Source organism: Salmonella sp. 32031103-2018-00083-FB-01-SM-01, from assembly GCF_017571995.1.
Lineage (GTDB): Bacteria > Pseudomonadota > Gammaproteobacteria > Enterobacterales > Enterobacteriaceae > Salmonella > Salmonella enterica.
The window spans coordinates 222,673-248,896 of record NZ_JAGEQL010000005.1; the positions used below are offsets into that span (position 1 = coordinate 222,673).

At 53.9% G+C, this 26,224-nt stretch carries 23 protein-coding genes; 15 read left to right on the forward strand and 8 right to left on the reverse strand.

The window, feature by feature from the left end; all coding sequences use genetic code 11:
* Positions 1-15: 15 nt before the first annotated feature.
* The 3 genes from J4614_RS16025 to xylA all read right to left on the reverse strand — a co-directional run bounded on the left by J4614_RS16025 (position 16) and on the right by xylA (position 3,420).
* The gene (locus J4614_RS16025) at positions 16-369 is read right to left on the reverse strand and encodes a YiaA/YiaB family protein (protein WP_000340932.1); all 354 of its coding nucleotides are present in this window, start codon (positions 367-369) and stop codon (positions 16-18) included.
* Positions 370-543: 174 nt separating this feature from the next.
* Positions 544-1,998, reverse strand: a complete 1,455-nt coding sequence (gene xylB / locus J4614_RS16030; protein ID WP_000275320.1) for a xylulokinase — start codon at positions 1,996-1,998, stop codon at positions 544-546.
* Positions 1,999-2,097: 99 nt separating this feature from the next.
* The gene (gene xylA, locus J4614_RS16035) at positions 2,098-3,420 is read right to left on the reverse strand and encodes a xylose isomerase (protein WP_001149570.1); all 1,323 of its coding nucleotides are present in this window, start codon (positions 3,418-3,420) and stop codon (positions 2,098-2,100) included.
* A 362-nt stretch (positions 3,421-3,782) separates the two neighbouring features.
* Here xylA and xylR point away from each other — a divergent pair, with 362 nt between their 5' ends.
* Positions 3,783-4,961 carry a D-xylose utilization transcriptional activator XylR gene (gene xylR / locus J4614_RS16040; RefSeq protein ID WP_208293239.1) on the forward strand — a complete coding sequence of 393 codons (1,179 nt, stop codon included), beginning with the start codon at positions 3,783-3,785 and terminating at the stop codon, positions 4,959-4,961.
* A gap of 60 nt (positions 4,962-5,021) precedes the next feature.
* Here the strand turns inward: xylR and J4614_RS16045 are convergent, their stop codons facing one another.
* Positions 5,022-5,846, reverse strand: coding sequence for a protein bax (locus J4614_RS16045; RefSeq protein WP_001562170.1), 825 nt, complete (start codon positions 5,844-5,846; stop codon positions 5,022-5,024).
* Between the two features lie 315 nt (positions 5,847-6,161).
* On the opposite strand from J4614_RS16045, the gene J4614_RS16050 reads away from it, so the two are divergent.
* Positions 6,162-8,189 carry an alpha-amylase gene (locus J4614_RS16050; protein ID WP_061377058.1) on the forward strand — a complete coding sequence of 676 codons (2,028 nt, stop codon included), beginning with the start codon at positions 6,162-6,164 and terminating at the stop codon, positions 8,187-8,189.
* A 173-nt stretch (positions 8,190-8,362) separates the two neighbouring features.
* Positions 8,363-9,613 (forward strand): valine--pyruvate transaminase, encoded by a 1,251-nt coding sequence (gene avtA / locus J4614_RS16055; protein WP_000144381.1) that lies wholly within the window; start codon positions 8,363-8,365, stop codon positions 9,611-9,613.
* Positions 9,614-9,649: 36 nt separating this feature from the next.
* Here the strand turns inward: avtA and J4614_RS16060 are convergent, their stop codons facing one another.
* Complete coding sequence (locus J4614_RS16060; RefSeq protein ID WP_208293240.1) at positions 9,650-10,123, reverse strand: 4Fe-4S dicluster domain-containing protein; 474 nt, start codon at positions 10,121-10,123, stop codon at positions 9,650-9,652.
* A 116-nt stretch (positions 10,124-10,239) separates the two neighbouring features.
* Complete coding sequence (yiaJ, locus tag J4614_RS16065) at positions 10,240-11,040, reverse strand: IclR family transcriptional regulator YiaJ (RefSeq protein WP_115395764.1); 801 nt, start codon at positions 11,038-11,040, stop codon at positions 10,240-10,242.
* 229 nt (positions 11,041-11,269) lie between these two features.
* Here yiaJ and yiaK point away from each other — a divergent pair, with 229 nt between their 5' ends.
* The 10 genes from yiaK (at position 11,270) to araD (ending at position 20,291) form a co-directional block, all read left to right on the forward strand.
* Entirely contained in the window at positions 11,270-12,268 is a 999-nt protein-coding gene (gene yiaK, locus J4614_RS16070; RefSeq protein ID WP_000869008.1) for a 3-dehydro-L-gulonate 2-dehydrogenase, read from the forward strand.
* Between the two features lie 11 nt (positions 12,269-12,279).
* Positions 12,280-12,744 (forward strand): YhcH/YjgK/YiaL family protein, encoded by a 465-nt coding sequence (locus J4614_RS16075; RefSeq protein ID WP_000576104.1) that lies wholly within the window; start codon positions 12,280-12,282, stop codon positions 12,742-12,744.
* A gap of 23 nt (positions 12,745-12,767) precedes the next feature.
* Positions 12,768-13,700 (forward strand): DUF4862 family protein, encoded by a 933-nt coding sequence (locus J4614_RS16080; protein ID WP_058214783.1) that lies wholly within the window; start codon positions 12,768-12,770, stop codon positions 13,698-13,700.
* A 138-nt stretch (positions 13,701-13,838) separates the two neighbouring features.
* On the forward strand, positions 13,839-14,312 hold the full coding sequence (yiaM, locus tag J4614_RS16085) for a 2,3-diketo-L-gulonate TRAP transporter small permease YiaM (RefSeq protein WP_000832313.1): 474 nt from the start codon (positions 13,839-13,841) through the stop codon (positions 14,310-14,312).
* 2 nt (positions 14,313-14,314) lie between these two features.
* Positions 14,315-15,592 carry a 2,3-diketo-L-gulonate TRAP transporter large permease YiaN gene (gene yiaN, locus J4614_RS16090; protein ID WP_000301822.1) on the forward strand — a complete coding sequence of 426 codons (1,278 nt, stop codon included), beginning with the start codon at positions 14,315-14,317 and terminating at the stop codon, positions 15,590-15,592.
* A gap of 11 nt (positions 15,593-15,603) precedes the next feature.
* Entirely contained in the window at positions 15,604-16,590 is a 987-nt protein-coding gene (yiaO, locus tag J4614_RS16095; RefSeq protein WP_000766337.1) for a 2,3-diketo-L-gulonate TRAP transporter substrate-binding protein YiaO, read from the forward strand.
* 3 nt (positions 16,591-16,593) lie between these two features.
* Positions 16,594-18,090 (forward strand): FGGY-family carbohydrate kinase, encoded by a 1,497-nt coding sequence (locus tag J4614_RS16100; RefSeq protein WP_079846394.1) that lies wholly within the window; start codon positions 16,594-16,596, stop codon positions 18,088-18,090.
* Positions 18,087-18,749 (forward strand): 3-keto-L-gulonate-6-phosphate decarboxylase UlaD, encoded by a 663-nt coding sequence (ulaD, locus tag J4614_RS16105; RefSeq protein WP_079846395.1) that lies wholly within the window; start codon positions 18,087-18,089, stop codon positions 18,747-18,749. The genes J4614_RS16100 and ulaD overlap by 4 nt, the downstream gene beginning before the upstream one ends.
* Positions 18,742-19,602, forward strand: coding sequence for an L-ribulose-5-phosphate 3-epimerase (locus tag J4614_RS16110; RefSeq protein ID WP_208293241.1), 861 nt, complete (start codon positions 18,742-18,744; stop codon positions 19,600-19,602). Before ulaD ends, J4614_RS16110 begins: the two co-directional genes overlap by 8 nt.
* Positions 19,596-20,291, forward strand: coding sequence for an L-ribulose-5-phosphate 4-epimerase (gene araD, locus J4614_RS16115; RefSeq protein ID WP_000893175.1), 696 nt, complete (start codon positions 19,596-19,598; stop codon positions 20,289-20,291). The genes J4614_RS16110 and araD overlap by 7 nt, the downstream gene beginning before the upstream one ends.
* 148 nt (positions 20,292-20,439) lie before the next feature.
* Here the strand turns inward: araD and J4614_RS16120 are convergent, their stop codons facing one another.
* Positions 20,440-21,255 carry a helix-turn-helix domain-containing protein gene (locus J4614_RS16120; protein ID WP_000891808.1) on the reverse strand — a complete coding sequence of 272 codons (816 nt, stop codon included), beginning with the start codon at positions 21,253-21,255 and terminating at the stop codon, positions 20,440-20,442.
* A 263-nt stretch (positions 21,256-21,518) separates the two neighbouring features.
* On the opposite strand from J4614_RS16120, the gene J4614_RS16125 reads away from it, so the two are divergent.
* Complete coding sequence (locus J4614_RS16125; RefSeq protein ID WP_001101498.1) at positions 21,519-23,474, forward strand: glycoside hydrolase family 127 protein; 1,956 nt, start codon at positions 21,519-21,521, stop codon at positions 23,472-23,474.
* A 117-nt stretch (positions 23,475-23,591) separates the two neighbouring features.
* Here J4614_RS16125 and aldB read toward each other — a convergent pair whose 3' ends face one another.
* Positions 23,592-25,130: an aldehyde dehydrogenase AldB gene (aldB, locus tag J4614_RS16130; protein WP_000183988.1), complete on the reverse strand. Its 1,539-nt coding sequence runs from the start codon at positions 25,128-25,130 to the stop codon at positions 23,592-23,594.
* A 168-nt stretch (positions 25,131-25,298) separates the two neighbouring features.
* Between aldB and J4614_RS16135 the strand changes: the two genes are divergently transcribed.
* Complete coding sequence (locus J4614_RS16135; RefSeq protein WP_001188272.1) at positions 25,299-26,180, forward strand: ROK family protein; 882 nt, start codon at positions 25,299-25,301, stop codon at positions 26,178-26,180.
* The last annotated feature ends 44 nt before the right edge of the window (positions 26,181-26,224 follow it).

Genomic DNA, 26,224 nt, shown 5'->3' on the forward strand with positions numbered 1-26,224 from the left:
TGATGGCTCCGGCCATCATTCATCATCACTGTAGGAAGCGTAAAGATCGGTTCCATATATACTGACCCCCAGCGCCACCAGACACAGTATTTTCAGCGCGCCCGCCAGCGCCAGGTTAAATACGCCGACCGCGACCATGCCGATGCCAAGCAACAGCAAAGATTTACAACGAGAAAGCAAGCGGTCATTCCCCGTGTGTTCCTGGCGAATTAAGACAGGAAAACCGCACATGACGATTGCCGCAAAAAAATATCCCTTTTCGCTTAATGTATGACAGCCTGGCCACAGTCCCACCAGGTATACCACTGCACCGACGACTAACATTCCCAGGCCGAATATCCGTTTCCTGCGCGCAACGTGATCGTCCATCTCACTCTCCTTGTGGTTGAGTGAGACACATTAAGCGAAGAAATAGCGATGAAAAAGGCGCCTGCTTAGCAATAATATAAAAATCAGAAAACACACATACTTACTTCGATATAATTCAATAGAATCAATATTTACGGGAAATGCCTTTCAGCCAAAACCGAAAGGCATTCTGACTTATGACATCAACGGCAACAGCTGCTGATAGAGTCGACGGAAGGTTTCACGACGTTGTTGATAAACCGCATGACGCTGCGCATCAGGATAATGCGCCTGCTCCAGCGGCAACTGCGGCAATACATCGGCGAGCGGAGTCTGTTTATTCACCGCAATTTGCGCCAGACGCGCCGCGCCCAGCGCTGGTCCCACATCGCCGCCAGTACGATAATCAAGCTGTAGCCCGCTAATATCAGATAGCATCTGACGCCAGTATTCGCTGCGCGCCCCGCCGCCGATAAGCGTCACGCTGGCGGGCTTGACGCCGCAGGCGTGAACCACATCCATGCCATCCGCCAGAGCATATCCCACGCCTTCCAGTACCGCCCGCGCCAGTTCCGCCGGGCCATGCTGATGGGTTAAACCAAAGAAAACGCCTTTTGCCTGCGGATTATTATGCGGCGTGCGCTCGCCGGACAGGTACGGCAAAAACCAGATCGAATCGGCATGCTCATCCGCCTGCTGTGCAGCGGCAATCAGCGCCGGGACGTTCTCCTGCCCGGTGAGTTTAGCCGCCCAGTCCAGACAAGAGGCGGCGCTCAACATCACAGACATTAAATGCCAGCGTTCCGGCAGCGCATGGCAAAAACTGTGTACTGCGCTCTCCGGTTTACTCAGAAAGCCGTCGCTGACGGCAAAATAGACGCCCGATGTTCCAAGTGAGAGCATCGCCTGTCCGGCATCGATCATTCCTACGCCGACCGCGCCAGCCGCATTGTCGCCGCCGCCCGCCACCACAGGTACTGCTGGCATTCCCCATGCGCTGGCTACCTCTGGCAGCAACGTTCCGGTAATGTCACTACCTTCAAATAACGCTGGCATCTGCTGTCGGGTTAAATGACAGGCGTTGAGCATAACGTCGCTCCAGTCGCGCTTTTTCACGTCCAGCCACATCGTTCCCGCCGCATCCGACATATCGCTGGCAAAGACGCCCGTCATTCGCAGCCGTAGAAAATCTTTCGGCAGCAGAACTTTGTCTATCTGGCGGAAAATATCCGGTTCGTGGCGCTGCACCCAGACTAATTTGGGCGCGGTAAAACCGGGCATCATCAGATTACCGGTTATCGCACGCGACTGCGGCACCTGTTTTTCCAGCCAGGCGCACTCTTCGCTACAGCGTCCGTCATTCCATAAAATCGCTGGTCGCAGAACCTGCTGACGGCTATCAAGCAATGTCGCGCCATGCATTTGTCCGGCGATGCCCAACGCCCGGACGCCACTTAACGACTGTTGCCGACCTAAACCTTTAACCGCACGATCCGTCGCCTGCCACCACTGCTCTGGTTCCTGTTCCGACCATAAGGGATGCGGACGCGATACGGTCAGTTTTTCAGTATGCGTAGCCAGCACATCGCCCTGCTCATTCAACAGGATAGCTTTTACACCCGATGTACCAAGATCGATCCCGATATACATAGTGTGGGTTCCTTTACTGAAAGCGCCCGGCAGCGCTACGCTTACCGGGCTAATCACGACTACAGGCCGGGCTAACGCGGAGTCGCCCGGTAGATAGGGTTATTTATCAAACAGATAACGGTTAACCAGATTTTCTAACAGCTCCTGATGACCGCTTTGATGTACTGGCGCCAGATTATGCTGCTCCGCATACTGCGCCAGTTCGCCTAAGGAGAGTTGTCCTTTCAGAATCTGCTGACCCAGCTCGCCATTCCAGCCGGCATAGCGCTTCGCCACGCGTTTATCCAGCTCGCCGTCTTCAACCATACGCGCGGCGATTTTCAGCGACAACGCCATCGTATCCATCGCGCCGATATGACCGTAGAACAGATCGTATTTATCGGTGCTCTGGCGACGAACTTTGGCGTCGAAGTTGAGACCGCCCGTCGTGAATCCGCCCGCTTTCAGGATTTCGTACATCACCAGCGCGTTCTCTTCAACGCTAATCGGGAACTGATCGGTATCCCAGCCCAGTTGCGCATCGCCGCGGTTGGCGTCAACGGAGCCAAAAATACCCAGCGCGATAGCGGTCGCGATTTCATGGTGGAACGAATGACCCGCCAGCGTCGCGTGGTTCGCCTCAATGTTCACTTTGATCTCTTTTTCCAGGCCGAACTGTTTGAGGAAGCCATAGACCGTTGCAACGTCATAATCATACTGATGTTTTGTCGGTTCCTGCGGTTTCGGTTCAATCAGCAGCGTGCCCTGGAAACCCATTTTATGTTTGTGCTCGACCACCATTTGCATAAAACGGCCAATCTGTTCGCGTTCCTGGCGCAGATCGGTATTCAGCAACGTTTCATAACCTTCGCGCCCGCCCCACAGGACGTAATTTTCGCCGCCCAGTTTATGCGTGGCGTTCATTGCCGTAACCACTTGCGTCGCTGCCCAGCTAAAGACTTCCGGATCCGGGTTAGTAGCGGCGCCTGCGCCATAGCGCGGGTTGGTAAAGCAGTTCGCCGTTCCCCACAGCAGTTTTACGCCGCTCTGCTCCTGTTTCGCCGCCAGCACATCCACCATCTGCGCGAAGTTGTTTTTATATTCTTTCAACGACGCGCCTTCCGGCGACACATCCACGTCATGGAAGCAATAAAAAGGCACATTCAGTTTGTGGAAAAATTCAAACGCCACCTCCGCTTTGCGTTTCGCCAGCTCCAGCGCTTCGCCCGGTTGCTGCCACGGACGATTAAACGCGCCTACACCAAACATATCCGCGCCGTTCCAGCAGAAGGTATGCCAGTAACAGGCCGCGAAACGCAGGTGATCTTCCATACGTTTACCTAAAACCAGCTCGTCGGGATTGTAATGACGAAATGCCAGCGGGTTAGTCGATTGAGGGCCTTCATAGCGAACACGATCGAGTTGGTCAAAATAAGCCTGCATAGTGAGCTCCATAATCAGATAAGACGGCAAGTAAACGACATAACGTCATACTGGAATTTCCTGATTTATTGCTCAATTACGTTATTTCACACCGCTATTAAGAGAATCCCCAAATGTGCTCTGGCTCTCAAAAAAACGCTGAAAACCACAGAAGAAAAAAGCGATCGCGATCGAATCCTGGCAAATAAACAAAAAACCGTAATATATAGATAAGAAATGACAATTGTCATCCGCCGTTTGCTGTGATGAATTTCGCATAACGTTTCAGGCGCAAAATAATTTGTCATCATTCGCCAGACCGTTATGTCAGCCGTTTTGATAGTATCCATGAGTCCAGGTTCACTTTTGCAGGATATATCCTCATGTTTGATAAACGTCACCGCATCACTCTGTTATTTAACGCGAATAAAGCCTATGACCGTCAGGTAGTGGAGGGGGTGGGTGAATATTTACAAGCCTCGCAATCCGAATGGGATATATTTATTGAGGAAGATTTCCGTGCCCGTATCGATAACATTAAAGAGTGGTTAGGCGACGGCGTTATTGCCGATTACGATGATGACGATATCGCTCAATTATTGGCCGATGTCGACGTACCCATTGTCGGGGTCGGCGGTTCTTACCATATTGCTGAAAATTATCCCGCCGTTCATTACATCGCCACCGATAATCATGCGCTCGTTGAAAGCGCTTTCCTGCACTTAAAAGAAAAAGGCGTTAACCGCTTCGCGTTTTACGGTTTGCCCGACTCCAGCCGTAAACATTGGGCGGCGGAACGGGAATACGCCTTTCGCCAGCTGGTCGCCGAGGAAAAATACCGCGGCGTAGTCTATCAGGGGCTAGAAACCGCGCCGGAAAACTGGCAGCACGCGCAAAATCGCCTCGCCGACTGGCTTCAGACGCTGCCGCCGCAAACCGGCATCATTGCCGTAACGGATGCCCGCGCCCGCCACGTATTGCAGGCCTGTGAACACCTGCATATTCCGGTGCCGGAAAAACTTTGCGTTATCGGTATTGATAACGAAGAGTTAACCCGTTATCTGTCGCGCGTGGCGCTTTCCTCCGTCGCGCAGGGGGCGCGGCAAATGGGCTATCAGGCGGCGAAGCTGCTGCACCGTTTGCTGGCGCGCGAAGAGATGCCGTTACAGCGCATTCTGGTGCCGCCGGTGCGCGTCATTGCGCGCCGCTCGACAGACTATCGCTCCCTGACCGATCCGGCGGTTATCCAGGCGATGCACTTTATTCGTAACCATGCCTGTAAGGGCATTAAAGTCGAGCAGGTGCTGGATGCGGTTGGGATTTCACGTTCAAACCTGGAAAAACGTTTTAAGGAAGAAGTTGGCGAGACGATACATGCGCTGATCCACGCCGAAAAGCTGGAAAAAGCGCGTAGTTTGTTGATTTCTACCACGTTGGCGATAAACGAAATTTCGCAAATGTGCGGCTACCCGTCACTGCAATATTTCTATTCGGTGTTTAAAAAGGAGTACGTCACTACGCCTAAGGAGTATCGCGACCAGCATAGTGAAGCGTTGTTGTAGTTTATCCAGCCTACAGACGCCTTGTAAGCCGGATAGCGTAGCGCCATCCGGCACACAGAATTACATATGCGCGGCGATCAGACGCTGGTTGTCCTGGTACATCGCGAACAAGTAGTTGTTATAGCGCGACCCCTGGGTAGAGTAACCCTTCAGCTTATGAATCATCGCCGTGGCGGTGACTTCCTGATCCGCCTTACGCAGTTGGGCGCGCGACTTGCGGAAAGAGGAATAAGCCGGATGCGTGTTCAGGTTGGCGACATACGCGCTCACCGACTCCTCAACCGACGCGAATTGCGAGTAACCTTTCACCTTACCCGGCGTATTGGTACAACGCCCTTTCGTGCACTTCATGCCGAACAGGTTATTGTTACTACGCGCCAGTTTAGAGGTTCCCCAGCCGCTTTCCGCCGCCGCCATCGTCGCCACCATGCTGGTTGGGATAATGTCGACGCGCTCCAGCAACGTATTCCACGGAATACGACGCGTGTTGCCGGACCAGCTCACTTTATAGCGCTTCGCGATATCTTTCATACGCGCGCGCTCAGACGGCGACCAGCGGTTCTGGTACTGTTTTGAGATCAGCCAATTACGGTCCGCGGTAATCGCGGCATTTTGGCTGGTGATGTAAGGCATAACGGTCCGGAGAAACGCTTTTTTTCTGGGGGTTCCGGAAGGGTATTTTCGCAAATCAGGAAGTGAACTGCTCTTTGCACTATTGCGAGAATACTCTTGTTTACTGCTAACCTGTTTATAACTTTTCTCGGTTATGTGGGACTTTTGACTCGTTTGCGTTGCGTGCGTCTTTGCCAGCACCTCACCCGAAAATGCGATGGTGAGTAACATAAGAATCATTGCCCCATATCGTCGCATGGGAGTCAATATCATTAGGTCTCCTGGTCGGATTGATACATTCCAACACCTTTTATTTTTCACGAAGTTAAGGTTTGAACCCCAAATTCTAGCAAAAATAGGCTTAAAAAGCACCTCAGGGAATAGTCTTAATCCGAAACTATGTCAACTATTAACGATAACAGACAGCAATAATGCCAATAAAATGTGGCGCTTATCGCAAATAGAGGCGTTTTTTTGCGCCTCGTCGCTCACCCTCGCGCCTCCTCCTGCGCGACTCTCTGCGGGGGAGGAGTTCATTCGCCTAAAAACCAGGCAAGCTGATGAATATTGCCCACAAAGGATAGCGTGATGAAACTTGCCGCCTTCGCTCTGACGCTGATACCCGGTATCGCGATCGCCTCATCATGGACCTCGCCCGGTTTTCCGACGTTCTCGACGCAGGAAACCGGACGCTTTACCAGCCATGCTGCATTAACAAAAGGTACACGCGCGTTAACGCTCCATATTGACCAGCAGTGCTGGCAGCCCTCCGGCGCCATAAAACTCAACCAGATGTTGTCGTTAAAACCCTGCGAAGGCGCGCCACCGCAATGGCGTTTGTTTAAAGATGGCGACTATACAATAACGGTAGATACCCGCTCCGGTACGCCGACTCTGCTGTTATCGATAAAAACTGAACCTGAACGCACCGCGCAGCTCGCCTACCAGTGTCCCGTCTGGGATGGTTCGCCGCTCACGCTGGATGTTCGCCAAACCTTTCCGGAAGGGACGGTAGTGCGCGATTATTACAGTGGTCAAACCGATACCGTCCAAAACGGACAAATCACGCTGCGACCTGCCGACAGCCACGGGCTTTTATTGCTGGAACGCGCGGAAACCCATGCATCAGCGCCTTTTAACTGGCGCAACGCCACCGTTTATTTTGTGCTTACGGATCGCTTTCGCAATGGCGATCCAACCAACGACCACAGCTATGGTCGCCATAAGGATGGTATGCAAGAGATTGGCACTTTCCACGGCGGCGATTTACGCGGGTTGACGAGTAAACTGGACTATCTACAGCAATTAGGCGTGAACGCCTTGTGGATAAGCTCGCCGTTTGAACAGATCCACGGCTGGGTCGGCGGCGGAACAAAAGGCGATTTTCCTCATTACGCCTATCACGGCTATTACACTCAGGACTGGACAACGCTGGATGCCAATATGGGCAGCGAAGCCGATCTCCGCGCGCTGGTCGACGGCGCGCACCAGCGCGGCATCCGTATTTTATTTGACGTAGTAATGAATCATGCCGGTTACGCCACGCTGGCGGATATGCAGGAGTATCAGTTCGGCGCGCTCTATTTATCCGGCGCGGAACGGCAAAAAATTCTCGGCGATCGCTGGACAAACTGGCGACCCGCCGCCGGACAAAGCTGGCACAGCTTTAACGACTACATCAACTTCAGCGACAGCGCCGCCTGGGAAAAATGGTGGGGGAAAAAGTGGATTCGTACCGATATTGGCGACTACGACAGTCCGGGATTTGACGATTTAACCCTGTCGCTGGCCTTCCTGCCGGATATAAAAACGGAATCTACCACGCCTTCCGGCCTACCCGCGTTCTATGCCAACAAACCCGATACTAAAGCAAAGTTCATTGAAGGCTATACGCCACGGGATTATCTGACTCACTGGTTAAGCCAGTGGGTGCATGATTACGGCATTGACGGGTTCCGGGTCGATACTGCCAAAAATGTTGAGCTTCCTGCCTGGCAACAGCTAAAAACCCAGGCCAGCGCGGCGTTACATGAATGGAAGCAGGCCAATCCGGACAAAGCGCTGGATGATAGCCCGTTCTGGATGACTGGCGAAGCGTGGGGCCACGGCGTCATGAAAAGTGATTATTATCGCTATGGTTTCGACGCGATGATCAATTTTGATTATCAGGAGCAGGCGGCGAAAGCGGTCGATTGCCTGGCGGAAATGGGGCCAGTCTGGCAGCAGATGGCGGATAAAATGCAGGATTTCAACGTATTAAGTTACCTCTCCTCGCATGATACGCGCCTTTTCCGTGAGGGCGGTGATAAGGCGGCGGAACTGCTGCTGCTTTCACCGGGCGCGGTGCAGATCTTTTACGGCGATGAATCCGCTCGTCCCTTCGGCCCCACCGGTTCCGACCCGCTGCAAGGCACCCGTTCAGATATGAACTGGCAGGACGTGAGCGGAAAGTCAGCCGCAGCCGTCGCGCACTGGCAGCGTATTAGCCAGTTCCGCGCCAGACATCCCGCCATCGGCGCAGGCCAACAAACCACGCTGACGCTAAAACACGGGTACGGTTTTGTACGCCAGTACGGCGACGATACGGTGATGGTCGTCTGGGCAGGCCGCCGCTAATCATGGCGCTACCGGTCCCCTCGCGTACCGGTAGCCCCTTCAAAATAAAAAACTAACCTGATAAAAATTTGTAGCATAAAACATCAACACTACCGCCTGACCCCCATTTGCGCCCCGCCATTTGTAGCGTTATGGTTATCCACTTTGACAGACAGTTCGATAGATCACCCGTTATGACATTTTCACTTTTCGGCGATAAATTTACCCGCCATTCAGGCATTACCCGCCTGATGGAGGATCTCAACGACGGCTTACGCACGCCAGGCGCCATCATGCTTGGCGGCGGTAACCCGGCACACATCCCTGCAATGCAGGATTATTTCCAGACGCTACTGACAGATATGGTAGAAAGCGGCAAAGCCGCTGATGCGCTTTGTAATTATGACGGTCCCCAGGGAAAAACGGCGCTACTGAATGCACTGGCCGTACTGCTACGTGAAACGCTGGGATGGGATATCGAACCACAGAATATTGCGCTGACAAATGGCAGTCAGAGCGCGTTTTTCTACTTATTTAATCTCTTCGCCGGACGTCGCGCCGACGGCAGTACGAAAAAGGTACTATTCCCGCTTGCGCCGGAATACATCGGCTATGCGGATTCCGGTCTGGAAGACGACCTCTTCGTTTCGGCGCGCCCGAATATTGAACTGCTGCCGGAAGGCCAGTTTAAGTATCACGTCGATTTTGAGCATCTGCACATCGGCGAAGAAACGGGGATGATTTGCGTCTCGCGCCCGACCAACCCAACCGGTAACGTTATCACCGACGAAGAGCTGATGAAGCTGGACAGACTGGCGAACCAGCACAACATCCCACTGGTGATTGATAACGCTTATGGCGTACCGTTTCCGGGCATTATCTTTAGCGAGGCGCGCCCGCTGTGGAACCCCAATATTATCCTATGCATGAGCCTCTCAAAGCTGGGACTGCCCGGTTCCCGCTGCGGGATTATCATCGCCAATGATAAGACGATTACCGCCATTGCCAACATGAACGGCATCATCAGCCTTGCGCCCGGCGGCATGGGTCCGGCGATGATGTGCGAAATGATTAAGCGTAACGATCTGCTGCGGCTGTCGGAAACGGTTATCAAACCTTTCTACTATCAGCGCGTTCAACAGACGATCGCGATCATTCGTCGCTATTTATCCGAAGAACGCTGCCTGATTCATAAACCGGAAGGCGCAATATTTTTGTGGCTGTGGTTTAAAGATCTGCCGATTACCACCGAGCTACTCTATCAACGCTTGAAAGCGCGCGGCGTGCTGATGGTGCCGGGCCACTATTTCTTTCCCGGGCTGGATAAACCCTGGCCGCACACACACCAGTGTATGCGGATGAACTACGTGCCTGAACCGGACAAAATCGAGGCGGGCGTAAAAATTCTGGCAGAAGAGATAGAACGCGCCTGGCGTGAAGGCTGACGGCTATTCCGGCCATCATGCAGGCCGGAACGACATTCAGAAAGGTTGAGAATAGAGGCGCTGGCGCTGCACGTGTGCTGCGTCAACGCACTGTAACGCACTGGTCGGGCAGGCTTCCACGCACGCCGGCCCCGCTTCCCGATGCCAGCAAAGATCGCATTTAATCGCCTGCGCGCCTGACGCGGACGCCACCACGGTCATCGCACCAAACGGGCAAGCCAGCATACAGCTTTTACAACCAATGCAGCGCGATGGCGTCACGAAGATATGCCCCCGATCACGGCGAATCGCCCGTACCGGGCAGACATTCGCGCACGGCGCGTCCTCACACTGATGGCAGACCGTGGCCGTGGTGAAGCTATCCTCTTTTATCACCCGGATACGCGGCACAAAGTCCGCCGTCGTCACCGCCGCGCTATTCTGCTGTTCCTGGTGCGACACCACGCAGGCGACCTCGCAGGTACGACACCCGATACACGCCGACGCATCCGCCATAATAAACCGGTTCATTGTTCTCCCCCTGCGTTAAAACGCCAGAATGCCAGAGAGCCATTCCCCGCCGCTTTGATCCCACTACGCAAACGGACAAATTTTGTCAGATGCCTGATAAAACCTGGTGAGCTGTCTTATTCGCGAACGGTAAATCCCAGCTCATTAGAGATAGCCTGTGCGGTTTCACGCAACGGTTTGAGCAGATTTTTCTCGCCGATCTGTTTTAGCCGTGACGTCGACAGTGAAATAGAAATGGCGTAAGGCACCCGATGGTGAATATCAAACACAGGCACAGCAATACAGGAAACGCCCAGTTCATTTTCTTCGCGATCCATTGCCATGCTGGTTTCACGAATTTGCGCCAGCTCATCGTACATTGCTGGTAAATCGGTAATGGTATTACGAGTCAGCGGCTGGATCTGATCTTTATGGCTTTCCCAGTAAGACGCCACATAATCCGGCAGACCAAACGCCATATAAATTTTCCCCATCGCCGAGCAGTACAGCGGCATATGCTGGCCAATGTAGGCACGCGTGCGCAGCATACCGGTGGTCGGTTCCAGCTTATAAATCAGGATAGCGTGATCATCTTCACGGCTGGAAAAATTCACCGTCTCGCCGGTGGTCAGGTTGAGCGCCTCAAGGTGCGGTGCCGCAACGTGGATGATATTCAGCGATGACAGGGCTTTTTGGCCGACGGCAATAAACTTTGTCGTCAGACGGTAGCTCCCGGCCGCCGGCGCTGGCGTCACGTATCCGCAGGATTGAAGCCCCTGCAACAAACGATGGACGGTGCTCTTGTTCAACCCCGCCAGCTCCGACAGGTGCGCCAGTGGGCAACCGTTCGGGTAGTTACTCAAAATTTCTATCAACATCAGGCCACGAAACAGGCTCTGACTCCCCGCAGGCTTCTCTTTATCGTTGTTCTGGCTCATCAGAAAACTCTCTCCTTTCTTGGGCGATCAGATGGTAGCTCAAAGTGTGTTGCAGTTCACGATATCAGCATAAAAAACATAACCCGATGATTTTAATCGTTTTTAAAAACCTTCTCTGGCGTTGCCATGTCAATTTTTGATCTATATATTTGGAACTACATTTCGTATTATGAAATTTATCGACAAAAAAACATACTAAAATTTCTAACAATCGACCAGGAGAACAGGGATGAAAGTAACTTTCGAAGAGTTAAAAGGGGCCTTCTACCGCGTCTTGCGGTCGCGGAATATTGCGGAAGATACCGCCGACGCCTGCGCGGAAATGTTCGCTCGCACCACCGAGTCCGGTGTCTATTCCCACGGCGTGAACCGTTTTCCTCGCTTCATCCAGCAACTGGATAACGGCGACATTATTCCTGATGCTAAACCGCAGCGAGTTACCAGCCTCGGCGCCATCGAACAGTGGGATGCTCAGCGCGCTATCGGCAACCTGACGGCGAAAAAGATGATGGACCGGGCCATCGAGCTGGCTTCCGATCATGGTATTGGCCTGGTGGCGTTACGTAATGCTAACCACTGGATGCGCGGCGGCAGCTACGGCTGGCAGGCGGCGGAAAAAGGCTATATCGGCATTTGCTGGACCAACTCCATCGCCGTCATGCCCCCGTGGGGCGCGAAAGAGTGCCGTATCGGTACCAATCCGCTGATCGTCGCCATCCCGTCTACGCCGATCACGATGGTAGATATGTCGATGTCGATGTTCTCCTACGGGATGTTAGAAGTTAACCGTCTGGCGGGCCGCGAACTGCCGGTGGACGGCGGTTTCGACGATAACGGTCAGTTGACCAAAGAACCGGGCGTTATCGAGAAAAATCGCCGCATTTTACCAATGGGTTACTGGAAAGGCTCTGGTCTGTCGATTGTGCTGGACATGATTGCCACCCTGCTTTCCAACGGTTCTTCCGTTGCCGAAGTGACCCAGGAAAACAGCGATGAGTATGGCGTTTCGCAGATCTTCATCGCCATAGAAGTGGATAAGCTGATCGATGGCGCAACCCGCGATGCCAAACTGCAGCGGATTATGGATTTCATCACCACTGCTGAACGTGCTGACGACAACGTCGCGATTCGGCTGCCTGGCCACGAATTTACCAAATTGCTGGATGACAACCGCCGTCACGGTATCACCATTGACGACAGCGTCTGGGCCAAAATTCAGGCGCTGTAAGGAGCCACATCATGATTTTTGGACATATCGCGCAGCCTAATCCGTGCCGGTTACCGTCGGCCATAGAGCAGGCGCTCGATTTCCTGCGCAATACGGACTTTCGCACGCTGGAACCCGGCGTAGTGGAAATCGACGGCCAAAATATCTTCGCGCAGATAATCGATATGACCACCCGCGATGCTGCTGAAAATCGTCCGGAGGTTCATCGCCGCTATCTGGATATTCAGTTTCTGGCATGGGGTGAAGAGAAAATTGGGGTTGCCATTGATACCGGTAATAATCAAATCAGCGAGTCATTATTAGAACAGCGCGATATTATTTTTTATCACGACAGTGAACATGAATCATTCATTGAAATGATACCGGGAAGTTATGCCCTGTTTTTCCCGCAGGATGTTCATCGTCCAGGTTGTAATAAAAACATTGCTACGCCGATACGGAAAATAGTCGTAAAAGTCGCCATAGACGTTTTATAAAATAGAGTTTACTGGAGCACAAAATGAAAAATAATACCGGTTATATTATCGGTGCGTACCCTTGTGCACCCTCATTTCACCAGAAGAGTGAAGAGGAAGAGACGGAATTCTGGCGGCAACTCTCTGGTACTCCGGATATCCGGGGGCTGGAGCAGCCTTGTCTTGAACATCTTCACCCGCTCGGCGACGAGTGGTTATTGCGCCATACACCGGGAAACTGGCAAATCGTGGTCACCGCGATAATGGAAACCATGCGCCGCCGTAGCGAAAACGGTGGTTTTGGATTAGCGTCCAGTGACGAGGAGCAGCGTAAAGCCTGCGTGGAATACTACCGTCATCTTTATCAGAAGATAAATAAACTCAATGCGAAAACCCCCGGCAAAGTCATAGCCCTTGAGCTTCATGCCGCCCCACTGGCGGGCAATCCGAACGTGGCGCAGGCAACCGACGCCTTTGCGCGCTCATTAAAAGAGATTGCCAACTGGGACTGGTCCTGCGACCTGGTGCTTGAACACTGCGACGCGATGACCGGCCCCGCACCGCGCAAAGGATTCTTACCGTTAGTAAACGTACTGGAAACTATTGCCGACTATGACATAAGCGTCTGCATTAACTGGGCGCGCTCCGCTATTGAAGGGCGGGATACCTCTCTACCGCTGATCCACACGCAGCAGGCCAAACAGGCTGGAAAACTCGGGGCGCTGATGTTCTCCGGTACAACGCTGGATGGAGAATACGGCGAATGGCAGGACCTCCATGCTCCGTTTGTACCTTTCTGTCCACAAAGCCTGATGACGGAGAAACATGTTCAAGAACTCATTACCGCCGCAGCTCCCGAACTGTTGCAGTTTACCGGCATTAAATTGTTGGAAATCAATGCCAGCGCCGATATTAATCACCGCATAAATATATTACGCGATGGTATTAACATGATGAAAAAGGCCACACGCAGCTAACCTGAATTAAACATAATCACCTTAATTCTCGGCCTGCAACTCAACGTTGCGCCGACCTAATATAAACCAAACATAAGAAATTAAGTTCCACTATTCAGCATCGAAAGAAATAAGTTTCCATAACCTGATGGAGTCGTTATGAAGCGGGTACTTGAGGGCATACTTGCGGTATTAATTGCCGTACTTTCCTGCATTGTATTTATTAACGTTATTTTACGTTACGGTTTTGAAAGCAGTATTTTGTCGGTAGATGAACTATCACGTTATCTATTTGTATGGCTGACGTTTATTGGCGCCATCGTTGCATTTATGGATAACGCTCACGTTCAGGTCACTTTTGTGGTGGAAAAACTTTCGCCAGCGAATCAGCGTCGTCTCTCGCTGCTGACGCATTCACTGATTTTATTGTTATGCATCGCATTAGGCTGGGGCAGCCTACAAAAAGCACTGCAGGACTGGAGCGATCACTCGCCAATCCTCGGTTTACCAATCGGTCTGATGTATATCGCCTGTCTGCCCACAAGCGTTGCCATCGCGTTAATCGAGCTGCGTCGGCTTTATCACTTAATAACGCGTAACGATTCCTTTCAACAACCACAGCAAGGAGCCTAATCATGGCCGTGGTGATATTTCTCTGCTGCCTGCTCGGCGGGATCGCGATAGGTTTACCCATCGCCTGGTCGCTGCTGCTTTGCGGCGCTGCTCTGATGGCATACCTGGATATGTTTGACGTGCAGATTATGGCGCAAACTTTGGTTAACGGCGCGGACAGCTTCTCCCTGCTGGCCATTCCCTTTTTTGTTTTGGCCGGTGAAATCATGAACGCGGGCGGCCTGTCAAAGCGAATCGTCGACCTGCCGATGAAGCTGGTCGGCCATAAGCCCGGCGGCCTGGGCTACGTGGGCGTTATTGCGGCAATGATTATGGCCAGCCTTTCCGGCTCTGCGGTAGCAGATACCGCTGCGGTCGCCGCGCTGCTGGTGCCGATGATGCGCTCCGCAAACTATCCGATCAACCGCTCCGTTGGGTTAATCGCTTCCGGCGGGATCATTGCGCCAATTATTCCGCCCTCGATTCCTTTTATTATCTTCGGCGTTTCCAGCGGCTTGTCGATCAGCAAGCTGTTTATGGCCGGGATCGCACCGGGCATCATGATGGGCGCGGCGCTTATGCTCACCTGGTGGTGGCAGGCCGGGCGATTAAATCTCCCTTCTCAGCCTAAAGCAACACCGCGTGAAATCTGGCAATCATTGGTTTCAGGTATCTGGGCGCTGTTTTTACCGGTGATTATTATCGGCGGCTTCCGTTCCGGACTTTTCACGCCAACGGAAGCAGGAGCGGTTGCCGCGTTTTACGCCCTCTTTGTCGCCGTGGTTATCTATCGGGAATTAACGTTTTCCAGTCTCTACCACGTGCTGGTCAATGCCGCCAAAACGACGTCAGTCGTCATGTTTCTGGTGGCCGCAGCTCAGGTATCCGCCTGGCTGATTACGATCGCGGAATTACCCATGATGGTGTCAGATTTGCTGCAGCCGCTGGTCGACTCTCCGCGACTCTTATTTATCGTCATTATGATCTCAATTATGGTCGTCGGTATGGTGATGGACTTAACGCCAACGGTGTTAATTCTTACCCCTGTATTATTGCCATTAGTTAAAGAAGCCAATATTGACCCGATTTATTTCGGCGTCATGTTCATTATTAACTGCTCTATTGGATTAATCACACCGCCCGTTGGCAACGTCCTCAACGTTATTTCCGGGGTAGCAAAATTGAAATTTGATGACGCGGTAAGAGGCGTATTCCCTTACGTTGTCGTACTGATGTCGTTGCTGGTTTTATTTATTTTTATTCCCGAGCTAATTATCACACCGCTTAAATGGATTAATTAAAGGATAATATTATGAAATTACACGTTATTGCTCGTTCATTATTGATAGCTGGTCTGACGGTTTTCAGCGTGTCGTCTCTGGCGGCGCAATCTTTACGTTTTGGTTATGAAACACCGCAAACTGACTCCCAACATATTGCCGCGAAAAAATTTAACGAATTATTAAAAGAAAAAACCAACGGCGAATTAACGCTAAAACTCTTTCCTGACAGCACATTAGGTAACGCCCAGGCAATGATCAGCGGGGTGCGCGGCGGAACCATTGATATGGAAATGTCCGGTTCGAACAATTTCACCGGCCTGGCCCCTGTATTCAACTTACTTGATGTCCCCTTCCTGTTTCGCGATACCGCGCATGCGCATAAAACGCTCGACGGTAAAGTCGGCGATGAACTGAAAAAATCACTCGATTCAAAAGGGTTAAAAGTCCTCGCCTACTGGGAAAACGGCTGGCGCGACGTCACCAACTCCCGCGCGCCGGTAAAAACGCCGGGCGATTTGAAAGGCTTAAAAATCCGCACTAACAACAGCCCAATGAATATCGCGGCCTTTAAAATCTTCGGCGCGAACCCTATTCCGATGCCGTTCTCCGAAGTCTATACCGGCCTCGAAACCCGTACGATTGATGCCCAGGAACACCCTATCAACGTCGTGTGGTCAGCGAAATTCTATGAGGTACAGAAATACCTCTCCCTCACTCATCACGCCTATTCGCCTCTGCTGCTGGTGATCAATAAAGCCAAATTCGACGCTTTAAGCCCGCAGTTCCAGGAGGCACTGCTGAGTTCCGCCAAAGAAGCGGGTGACTATCAGCGCAAACTGGTCGCCGAAGATCAGCAAAAAATTATCGATGGCATGAAAGAAGCCGGAGTTGAAGTCCTGACCGATATCGACCGTAAAGCCTTCAGCGATGCGCTGGGCAGCCAGGTGCGCGATATGTTCCTGAAAGACAACCCGCAGGGCGCCGATCTCCTGAAAGCCGTGGACGAGGTGCAATAAGTCATGAGCAACTACTGGCTGGGGTTAGATTGTGGTGGGAGTTGGCTAAAAGCCGGGTTGTACGATGGCGCAGGCCGGGAAGTAGCGGTGCAACGCCTGCCGCTACACGCTTTAAGCCCGCAGCCAGGCTGGGTTGAACGCGATATGACCGAACTGTGGCAACAGTGCGGCTCGGTCATCAACAAACTGCTGGCGCACACGGGGGTGAGCGGCTCACAAATCCGCGGTCTGGGCATTTCCGCTCAGGGTAAGGGCCTGTTTCTGTTAGATAAAAGCGATCGGCCATTAGGTAAAGCGATACTCTCTTCCGACCGTCGCGCCATGGAAATTGTCCAGCGCTGGCAAAAAGAGGCGGTTCCGCAAAAACTCTACCCTCTGACCCGACAAACCCTGTGGACCGGGCATCCGGTCTCCCTTTTACGCTGGGTAAAAGAGAATGAGCCGCAGCGCTACGCGCAGATAGGCAGCGTCATGATGACGCATGACTATCTGCGCTGGTGCTTAACCGGCGTTAAAGGCTGTGAGGAGAGCAACATCTCCGAGTCCAACCTCTACAACATGGCGACGGGCCAGTACGACCCGCGCCTGACCGAGTGGCTGGGCATCAGTGAAATCGACAGCGCGCTGCCCCCCGTGATGGGTTCAGCCGAAATATGCGGGGAGATCACCGCTCAGGCGGCCGCCATCACCGGTCTGGCGGTGGGCACCCCCGTCGTCGGCGGCCTGTTTGACGTGGTTTCCACCGCCCTTTGCGCCGGTATTGAGGATGAATCAACGCTCAATGCGGTGATGGGGACCTGGGCCGTCACCAGCGGCATCGCTCACGGTCTGCGCGACCATGAGGCCCATCCTTACGTCTATGGCCGCTACGTCAATGACGGGCAGTATATCGTTCACGAAGCCAGCCCGACCTCTTCCGGCAACCTTGAATGGTTCACCGCCCAGTGGGGCGACCTCTCTTTTGATGAGATCAACCAGGCGGTTGCCAGCCTGCCGAAAGCCGGTAGCGACCTCTTTTTTCTGCCGTTTCTCTACGGCAGCAATGCCGGACTGGAGATGACCTGCGGTTTTTACGGTATGCAGGCGCTGCACACCCGCGCGCACCTGCTGCAGGCGATTTATGAAGGCGTGGTCTTCAGCCATATGACCCACCTCAACCGGATGCGTGAACGTTTTACCGAGGTTTGCGCCCTGCGCGTTACCGGCGGACCGGCCCACTCCGACGTCTGGATGCAGATGCTGGCGGACGTCAGCGGCCTGCGCATTGAGCTGCCGCAGGTGGAGGAGACCGGCTGCTTCGGCGCGGCGCTGGCTGCCCGCGTCGGCACCGGCGTATATCGCAATTTCCGCGAGGCCCAACGCGACCTCCGGCACCCGGTGCGCACGCTGCTGCCGGACATGGCCGCGCACGCCCTCTACCAGCGCAAATACCGCCAATACCAGCATTTGATTGAAGCACTACAGGGCTATCACGCCCGTATTAAGGAGCACGCATTATGAGCCGACCACTACTGCAACTGGCACTCGACCACACCAATCTGGAAGCAGCCCAGCGCGATGTCGCCCTGCTACAGGATCATGTCGATATCGTTGAGGCTGGCACCATCCTCTGTTTAACCGAAGGTCTTAGCGCGGTGAAAGCCCTGCGAGCGCAGTGCCCGGAAAAAATCATCGTCGCCGACTGGAAAGTGGCCGATGCCGGTGAAACCCTGGCGCAGCAGGCTTTTGGCGCTGGCGCTAACTGGATGACCATCATCTGCGCCGCGCCGCTCGCCACGGTCGAGAAAGGCCATGCCGTTGCCCAGTCCTGCGGCGGTGAAATTCAAATGGAACTGTTCGGCAACTGGACGCTGGGCGACGCCCGAGACTGGTATCGCGTCGGGGTTCGCCAGGCGATTTACCACCGCGGACGCGATGCGCAGGCCAGCGGGCAGCAGTGGGGAGAAGCGGACCTGGCGCGTATGAAGGCGTTGTCCGACATCGGCCTTGAACTGTCAATTACCGGCGGCATTACCCCAGCGGATCTGCCGCTGTTCCGCAACATTAACGTTAAGGCATTTATCGCCGGACGTGCGCTGGCGGGTGCCGCCCATCCGGCGCAGGTCGCAGCCGAATTCCACGCCCAAATTGACGCCATTTGGGGAGAAAAGCATGCGTAATCATCCATTAGGTATTTACGAGAAAGCGCTGGCGAAAGACCTCAGTTGGCCGGAGCGGCTGGTGCTGGCAAAAAGCTGCGGTTTTGATTTTGTTGAGATGTCGGTGGACGAAACGGATGAACGCCTTTCTCGCCTGGAGTGGACGCCAGCCCAACGCGCATCGCTGGTGAACGCGATGCTGGAAAGCGGCGTCGCTATCCCGTCAATGTGTCTCTCCGCCCATCGCCGTTTCCCTTTTGGCAGCCGCGACGAAGCGGTACGCCAGCGGGCGCGTGAAATCATGACCAAAGCCATTCGCCTGGCGCGCGACCTGGGGATCCGCACCATCCAGTTGGCAGGTTACGACGTCTATTACGAAGAGCACGACGAAGGCACCCAGCAACGTTTCGCCGAAGGGCTGGCGTGGACGGTGGAACAGGCCGCAGCGGCGCAGGTCATGCTGGCGGTGGAGATCATGGATACCGCGTTTATGAACTCCATCAGCAAGTGGAAAAAGTGGGACGAGATGCTTTCGTCACCGTGGTTCACCGTTTATCCAGACGTCGGCAACCTCAGCGCCTGGGGGAACGACGTGACCGCCGAGCTGAAGCTGGGTATCGACCGTATCGCCGCTATCCACCTGAAAGACACGCTGCCAGTGACCGGTGACAGCCCCGGCCAGTTCCGCGACGTGCCGTTTGGCGAAGGGTGCGTTGATTTTGTTGGCATTTTCAAAACGCTGCATGAGCTGAACTATCGCGGTTCATTTCTGATTGAGATGTGGACAGAGAAAGCCAGTGAGCCGGTGCTGGAAATTATCCAGGCCCGACGCTGGATTGAATCACGGATGCAGGAAGGAGGTTTCACATGTTAGAGCAACTGAAAGCCGAGGTGCTGGCGGCAAACCTGGCCCTCCCGGCGCACGGGCTGGTCACCTTTACCTGGGGCAACGTCAGCGCGGTCGATGAGACGCGCAAACTGATGGTCATTAAGCCTTCCGGCGTTGAATATGAGGTAATGACCGCCGACGATATGGTGGTGGTAGAGATCGCCAGCGGTAAGGTCGTTGAAGGCAACAAAAAACCGTCGTCCGATACCGCGACCCATCTGGCGCTCTATCGGCGCTATCCGCAGATCGGCGGGATCGTGCATACCCATTCCCGCCATGCGACGATCTGGTCGCAGGCCGGGCTCGATCTGCCCGCCTGGGGCACCACCCACGCCGACTATTTCTATGGCGCGATCCCCTGTACCCGGCTGATGACCGTTGAGGAAATTAACGGCGAGTACGAGTATCAGACCGGCGAGGTGATTATTAAAACCTTTGAAGAGCGCGGTCTGGATCCGGCGCAAATCCCGGCGGTATTGGTTCATTCACACGGCCCGTTTGCCTGGGGTAAAAACGCCGCCGATGCCGTCCACAACGCCGTGGTGCTTGAGGAGTGTGCCTATATGGGGCTGTTCTCGCGCCAGCTGGCCCCGCAGCTACCGGATATGCAGCCTGAACTGCTCAATAAACACTATCTGCGTAAACACGGCGCGAACGCCTATTACGGGCAGTAACAGCCTATGTCGGATGGCGGCTGCGCCTTATCCGACCTACAAGACTTGCAATATCAATACGTTGTGATGAACTCTTGTAGGCCCGATAAGCAAAGCGCCATCGGGCATTCAGTTTGCAACCGCGTTGTCAGAGGGCCAAAGATTATACTCAAGAATTAACGTGTTCCTTACTGTAGCGCCGCTTCCAGGCGGTAGGCGTCAGGCCGGTGTGCTTGCGGAAGATCTGGCGAAAGTAACCAACGTCATTAAAACCGCACCGCTCCGCCACCTCTTTTAACGAACGCGCGTCGCTAATCAGCAACTTTTCCGCCTCGCGCACCCGCTGGCGGTGGATGGCTTCCGTTAGCGTAAGGTGAAATACCCGCCGATAAACGCGTCCCAGATAATCCACATTGCAATGCAGTTCTTTCGCCAGAACCGAGCTGGAAAGCGGCAGGTGATAGTGCGTTCGAATCAGCTGCTGTACTTTCCAGGCCAGCGACACGCCAGCGGCCTCGGCGTTTTCATTCTGCCGGGCGTCAACGGTAAGCTGCTGCAAAATCAGCAGCACGATGAACTCCAGCGCCGGGCTGCGCTGGTGCTTTTCCTGCTCGTTCATAAACTGGCGAAAAAGCGCAATCAGCGCCTGCGGATCGGCAACCTGGGTATGCTGCGGCACGGAAAGATGCGTCAGCCAGCGCGGGTCGCTGTCCGGCGCTTTGACCTCAAAATGGAGCCAGTAAAATTTAAGATCGGCGGGAAACTCCTCAACGCCAATATGGCGGCGATGCGGCCAAAGCAACAGGCTTTCCCCGGCTTCAACACAGAAAACACATTCTTCTTCCTGAATTTTCAGGCAGCCTTTTTCCACAAATATAATTTCCCACGATTGCAGACGCCTGGCAGGATGACGCCCAATGCCGCGAGAAATAAATAATCCGCCGTTTTGGACTTTAATCGGTAATGTTATGGATAATTCGAGCATTAATATGTCATTTCCCGCTCATTCAGCACCGTATTTCATATTAACCTTTGATTATTAACTAAAAATAGTCATTTCACTCGATCCATCTCACATTTTTAAATACGGGTCGGAATCGTCATCTTTTTTTACTCTTTTATCGCCTTGTCGCTCACCGCTATCTGGGCAAAATGAATCAGGTCATAACGCGAAAATAAAAATTACTGCCATAAAATACCCCGTCAGCGAGGAATATCTATGACCTCTACAGCCTTAAGGAGCACGAAATGAACGTACTGGAAGTCGATCTGCATAAACTGACGGTCAGCGATCCGTTCCTCGGACAGTATCAACAACTGGTTCGCGATGTGGTTATTCCTTACCAGTGGGATGCGTTAAACGATCGTATTCCAGAGGCTGAACCCAGCCATGCCATTGAAAATTTCCGCATTGCCGCAGGACAGCAGACGGGCGACTTTTACGGCATGGTCTTTCAGGACAGCGACGTGGCGAAATGGCTGGAAGCGGTTGCCTGGTCACTGTGCCAGAAGCCCGATCCCGCGCTTGAGAAAACCGCCGATGAGGTGATTGAACTGGTGGCTGCCGCGCAGTGTGACGATGGCTATCTCAATACGTACTTTACGGCAAAAGCCCCGCAAGAACGCTGGAGCAACCTGGCGGAGTGCCACGAGCTTTATTGCGCCGGGCATCTGATTGAAGCGGGCGTCGCCTTCTTTCAGGCCACCGGCAAGCGTCGGCTGCTAGACGTCGTTTGTCGACTGGCCGATCATATCGACAGCACTTTCGGCCCTGGCGAAAATCAGCTGCACGGCTATCCGGGCCACCCGGAAATTGAGCTGGCGCTGATGCGTCTGTATGAGGTAACAGAGCAGCCGCGCTATATGGCGCTGGCAAGCTACTTTATCGGGCAGCGCGGTGCCCAACCGCACTTCTACGACGAAGAGTACGAAAAACGCGGCCAAACCTCTTACTGGCACACCTACGGCCCGGCGTGGATGGTCAAAGACAAAGCCTACAGCCAGGCGCATCTGCCAATTTCGCAGCAGCAGACGGCCATTGGCCACGCGGTACGTTTTGTCTATCTGATGACTGGCGTGGCGCATCTCGCTCGCCTGAGCAACGATGAAGGCAAACGCCAGGACTGCCTGCGCCTGTGGAAAAATATGGCGCAACGTCAGCTGTATATCACCGGAGGCATCGGTTCACAGAGCAGTGGCGAAGCCTTTAGCTGCGATTACGATTTACCGAATGATTCGGTCTATGCGGAAAGCTGCGCTTCAATCGGCCTGATGATGTTCGCCCGCCGGATGCTGGAAATGGAAGCCGATAGCCAGTACGCCGACGTGATGGAGCGCGCGCTGTACAACACCGTCCTCGGCGGTATGGCGCTGGATGGCAAGCATTTCTTCTACGTCAACCCGCTGGAAGTGCATCCAAAATCGTTAAAATTCAACCATATTTACGATCACGTTAAGCCCATTCGCCAGCGCTGGTTTGGCTGCGCCTGCTGCCCGCCGAACATCGCCCGCGTGCTCACCTCCCTTGGTCACTACATCTACACGCCGCGTGCGGATGCGCTGTACATCAATATGTACGTGGGTAACAGCGTGGAAATACCGGTTGAAAATGGCGCGCTCAAACTGCGGATTGGCGGGAACTACCCGTGGCATGAGCAGGTGAAGATCGCCATCGACTCTGTGCAGCCGGTACGTCACACGCTGGCGCTACGTCTGCCGGACTGGTGCCCTGAGGCAAAAGTGACGCTCAACGGGCTGGAAGTGGAGCAGGATATTCGCAAAGGTTATCTGCATATCCGTCGAACCTGGCAGGAGGGCGATACGATAACCCTGACGCTGCCGATGCCGGTTCGCCGCGTGTATGGCAATCCGCTGGCGCGTCACGTCGCCGGTAAGGTCGCCATTCAGCGCGGGCCGCTGGTCTATTGCCTTGAGCAGGCCGATAACGGCGAAGAACTGCATAATCTGTGGTTACCGAAAGAGAGTGAGTTCCGGGTCTTTGAGGGCAAAGGGCTTTTTGCGCATAAGATGCTGATTCAGGCTGAAGGCGAGAAGCAAAGCGCCCCAGATGCGCAGCATCAGGCGTTGTGGCACTACGATAACGCGCCGTCATCGCGCCAGCCGCAGACGCTAACGTTCATTCCGTGGTTTAGCTGGGCCAACCGCGGCGAGGGCGAAATGCGGATTTGGGTCAACGAGCGGTAATACTGTGCCGGATGGCGGCTGCGCCTTATCCGGCCTACAAGATTTGCAATATCAGTACATTGCGATGAATTTTTGTAGGCCCGATAAGCGAAGCGCCATCGGGCATTACCTCTTGCGTCAGAACAGCCCCAGCGGCTTATCGGAATAGCTCACCAGCAGACACTTGGTTTGCTGGTAGTGTTCCAGCATCATCTTATGCGTTTCGCGCCCGATGCCCGACTGCTTATAGCCGCCAAACGCCGCGTGTGCCGGATAGGCGTGATAGCAGTTGGTCCATACGCGCCCGGCCTGAATGCCGCGACCCATCTTATAAGCCAGATTGCCGTTGCGGCTCCAGACGCCTGCGCCGAGGCCATACTGCGTATCGTTAGCGATTTCCAGCGCCTCCTCCATGGTTTTAAAGGTGGTTACCGCCAGCACCGGGCCAAAGATCTCCTCCTGAAAGACGCGCATATTATTCTTACCAAACAGGATAGTGGGCTCAAGGTAATAGCCCTCTTTAAGTTCGCCATCCAGCTCCTTGCGTCGCCCACCGGTCAGAATATCGGCCCCCTCTTTTTTACCGATATCGATATAATTGAGGATAGTCTCAAGCTGGCCGTGGGAGACCTGCGCCCCCATTTGCGTACCGCTATCTAGCGGGTTCCCACTGCGAATGCTCTCTACCCGGCGAATAGCGCGCTCCATAAAGCGCTCATAGATGGACTCCTGGACCAGCGCACGGCTTGGACAGGTACACACCTCGCCCTGGTTAAAGGCAAACAGGGCAAAACCCTCCAGCGCTTTATCAAAGAACGCATCTTCTTCATCCATCACGTCAGCAAAGAAGATATTTGGCGATTTACCGCCTAACTCCAGCGTCACCGGAATAATATTCTGCGTGGCGTACTGCATGATCTGTTGACCCACTTCCGTCGAACCGGTAAACGCCACCTTCGCGATACGTTTCGAGGTCGCCAGATATTCACCGATCTCGCCGCCCGCGCCGTTCACGACGTTGACGACGCCCGGCGGTAACAGATCGCCAATGACTTCCATTAACAGCAGAACGGAAAGCGGCGTCAGGCGTGCCGGTTTAAGCACCACGCAGTTACCCGCCGCCAGCGCTGGCGCCATTTTCCAGCTTGCCATCAACAACGGAAAGTTCCACGGGATTATCTGCCCCACGACGCCAAGCGGTTCGTGAAAATGGTAGGCCACGGTTTCGCTATCAACTTCGCTGATCCCGCCCTCCTGCGCACGTATACAGGAGGCGAAATAGCGGAAATGATCGATCGCCAGCGGTACGTCGGCGGCGCTGGTTTCACGAATCGGTTTACCGTTATCCCAGGTTTCCGCTGTCGCCAACAGTTCGAGGTTTTGTTCCATCCGATCGGCGATCTTAAACAAGATAGCGGCACGGTCTTGTACTGACGTATGCGCCCACTTATCTTTCGCCTTATGCGCGGCGTCGAGCGCTAAATCGATATCTTTTTTACCGGAGGAAGCGACTTCACATAGCGGCTGGCCGGTCACTGGCGTCAGGTTTTGATAATATTCGCCGTCGGCGGGCGCAACCCAGTCACCGCCAATAAAATTGTCATAGCGGGCTTTTAATTTCAGTGGGTACCCGTATTCACCTGGCTGAATACGTGTTGAAGGGGGATTGTTCGTCATGACCAACTCCTTATTGTAAAGGTACTCCACAAGGGTAGACGGTACTGGTGAATTTTTCGCCAATGGTTTTCCGCTTTACGACAGCAATCACGAATTACTTTCCTTTACGTTTCTCCGTCTGGTTTTAGCCATACTAAACAGGTGCCTGTTTAACGTACGGAGAACACTATGCAGCAATATATCGGCATTGATGTGGGAGGAACTCACGTCAAATATGGCGTGATTAACAGTGACGGCGAAGAATTAACCCATCATCAATTCGATACGCCAGAGGACGCCTCCACGTTTACCCGCAAATGGCAGGATGTGGTGGCGCGTTGCCAACAGGACTATGACATTGCGGCAATCGGGGTCAGTTTCCCCGGCCATATTAATCCCCATAACGGTCATGCGGCAAAAGCGGGCGCGCTGGCTTACCTGGATGACGTCAACCTGATGGAGTTGTTCAGCGGGCTGACCGATCTGCCGCTGGTCGTGGAGAACGACGCGAACTGCGCGGCGCTGGGCGAAATGTGGCGAGGCGCCGGGCAGCATTATGACAATCTGGTCTGTATCACCATTGGAACCGGCATTGGCGGCGGTATTATCGTCGGACGAGAACTGTATCGCGGCGCACATTTCCATGCCGGTGAATTCGGCGTCATGCCGGTCGGGAACAATGGCGAAAGTATGCATAAAATCGCGTCAACCAGCGGATTAATGGCGTCGTGCCGCCAGGCGCTGGCGCAGCCTGCCGAAGAGATGCCGCCTGCGGATGTGATCTTCGAACGAATGGCGACCGATGTTCATCTGCGTGAGGCGGTCAATGACTGGGCGCGTTATCTGTCACGCGGCGTTTACAGCGTGATCTCTATGTTTGATCCGGGCGTGGTGCTGATCGGCGGAGGAATAAGCGAACAGGAAAAGCTCTACCCGCTCCTGACGCGGCATCTTGAAACGTTTGAAATGTGGGAGGCGCTCCAGGTGCCGATTCAGCCCTGCCAACTGGGAAATCAGGCGGGCAGGCTGGGCGCCGTCTGGCTGGCGCAGCAAAAGCTCGACCGAAGCTAACGTATTACGCCTTATCCGGCCTGCATCGTCTACGCAGGCCCGGT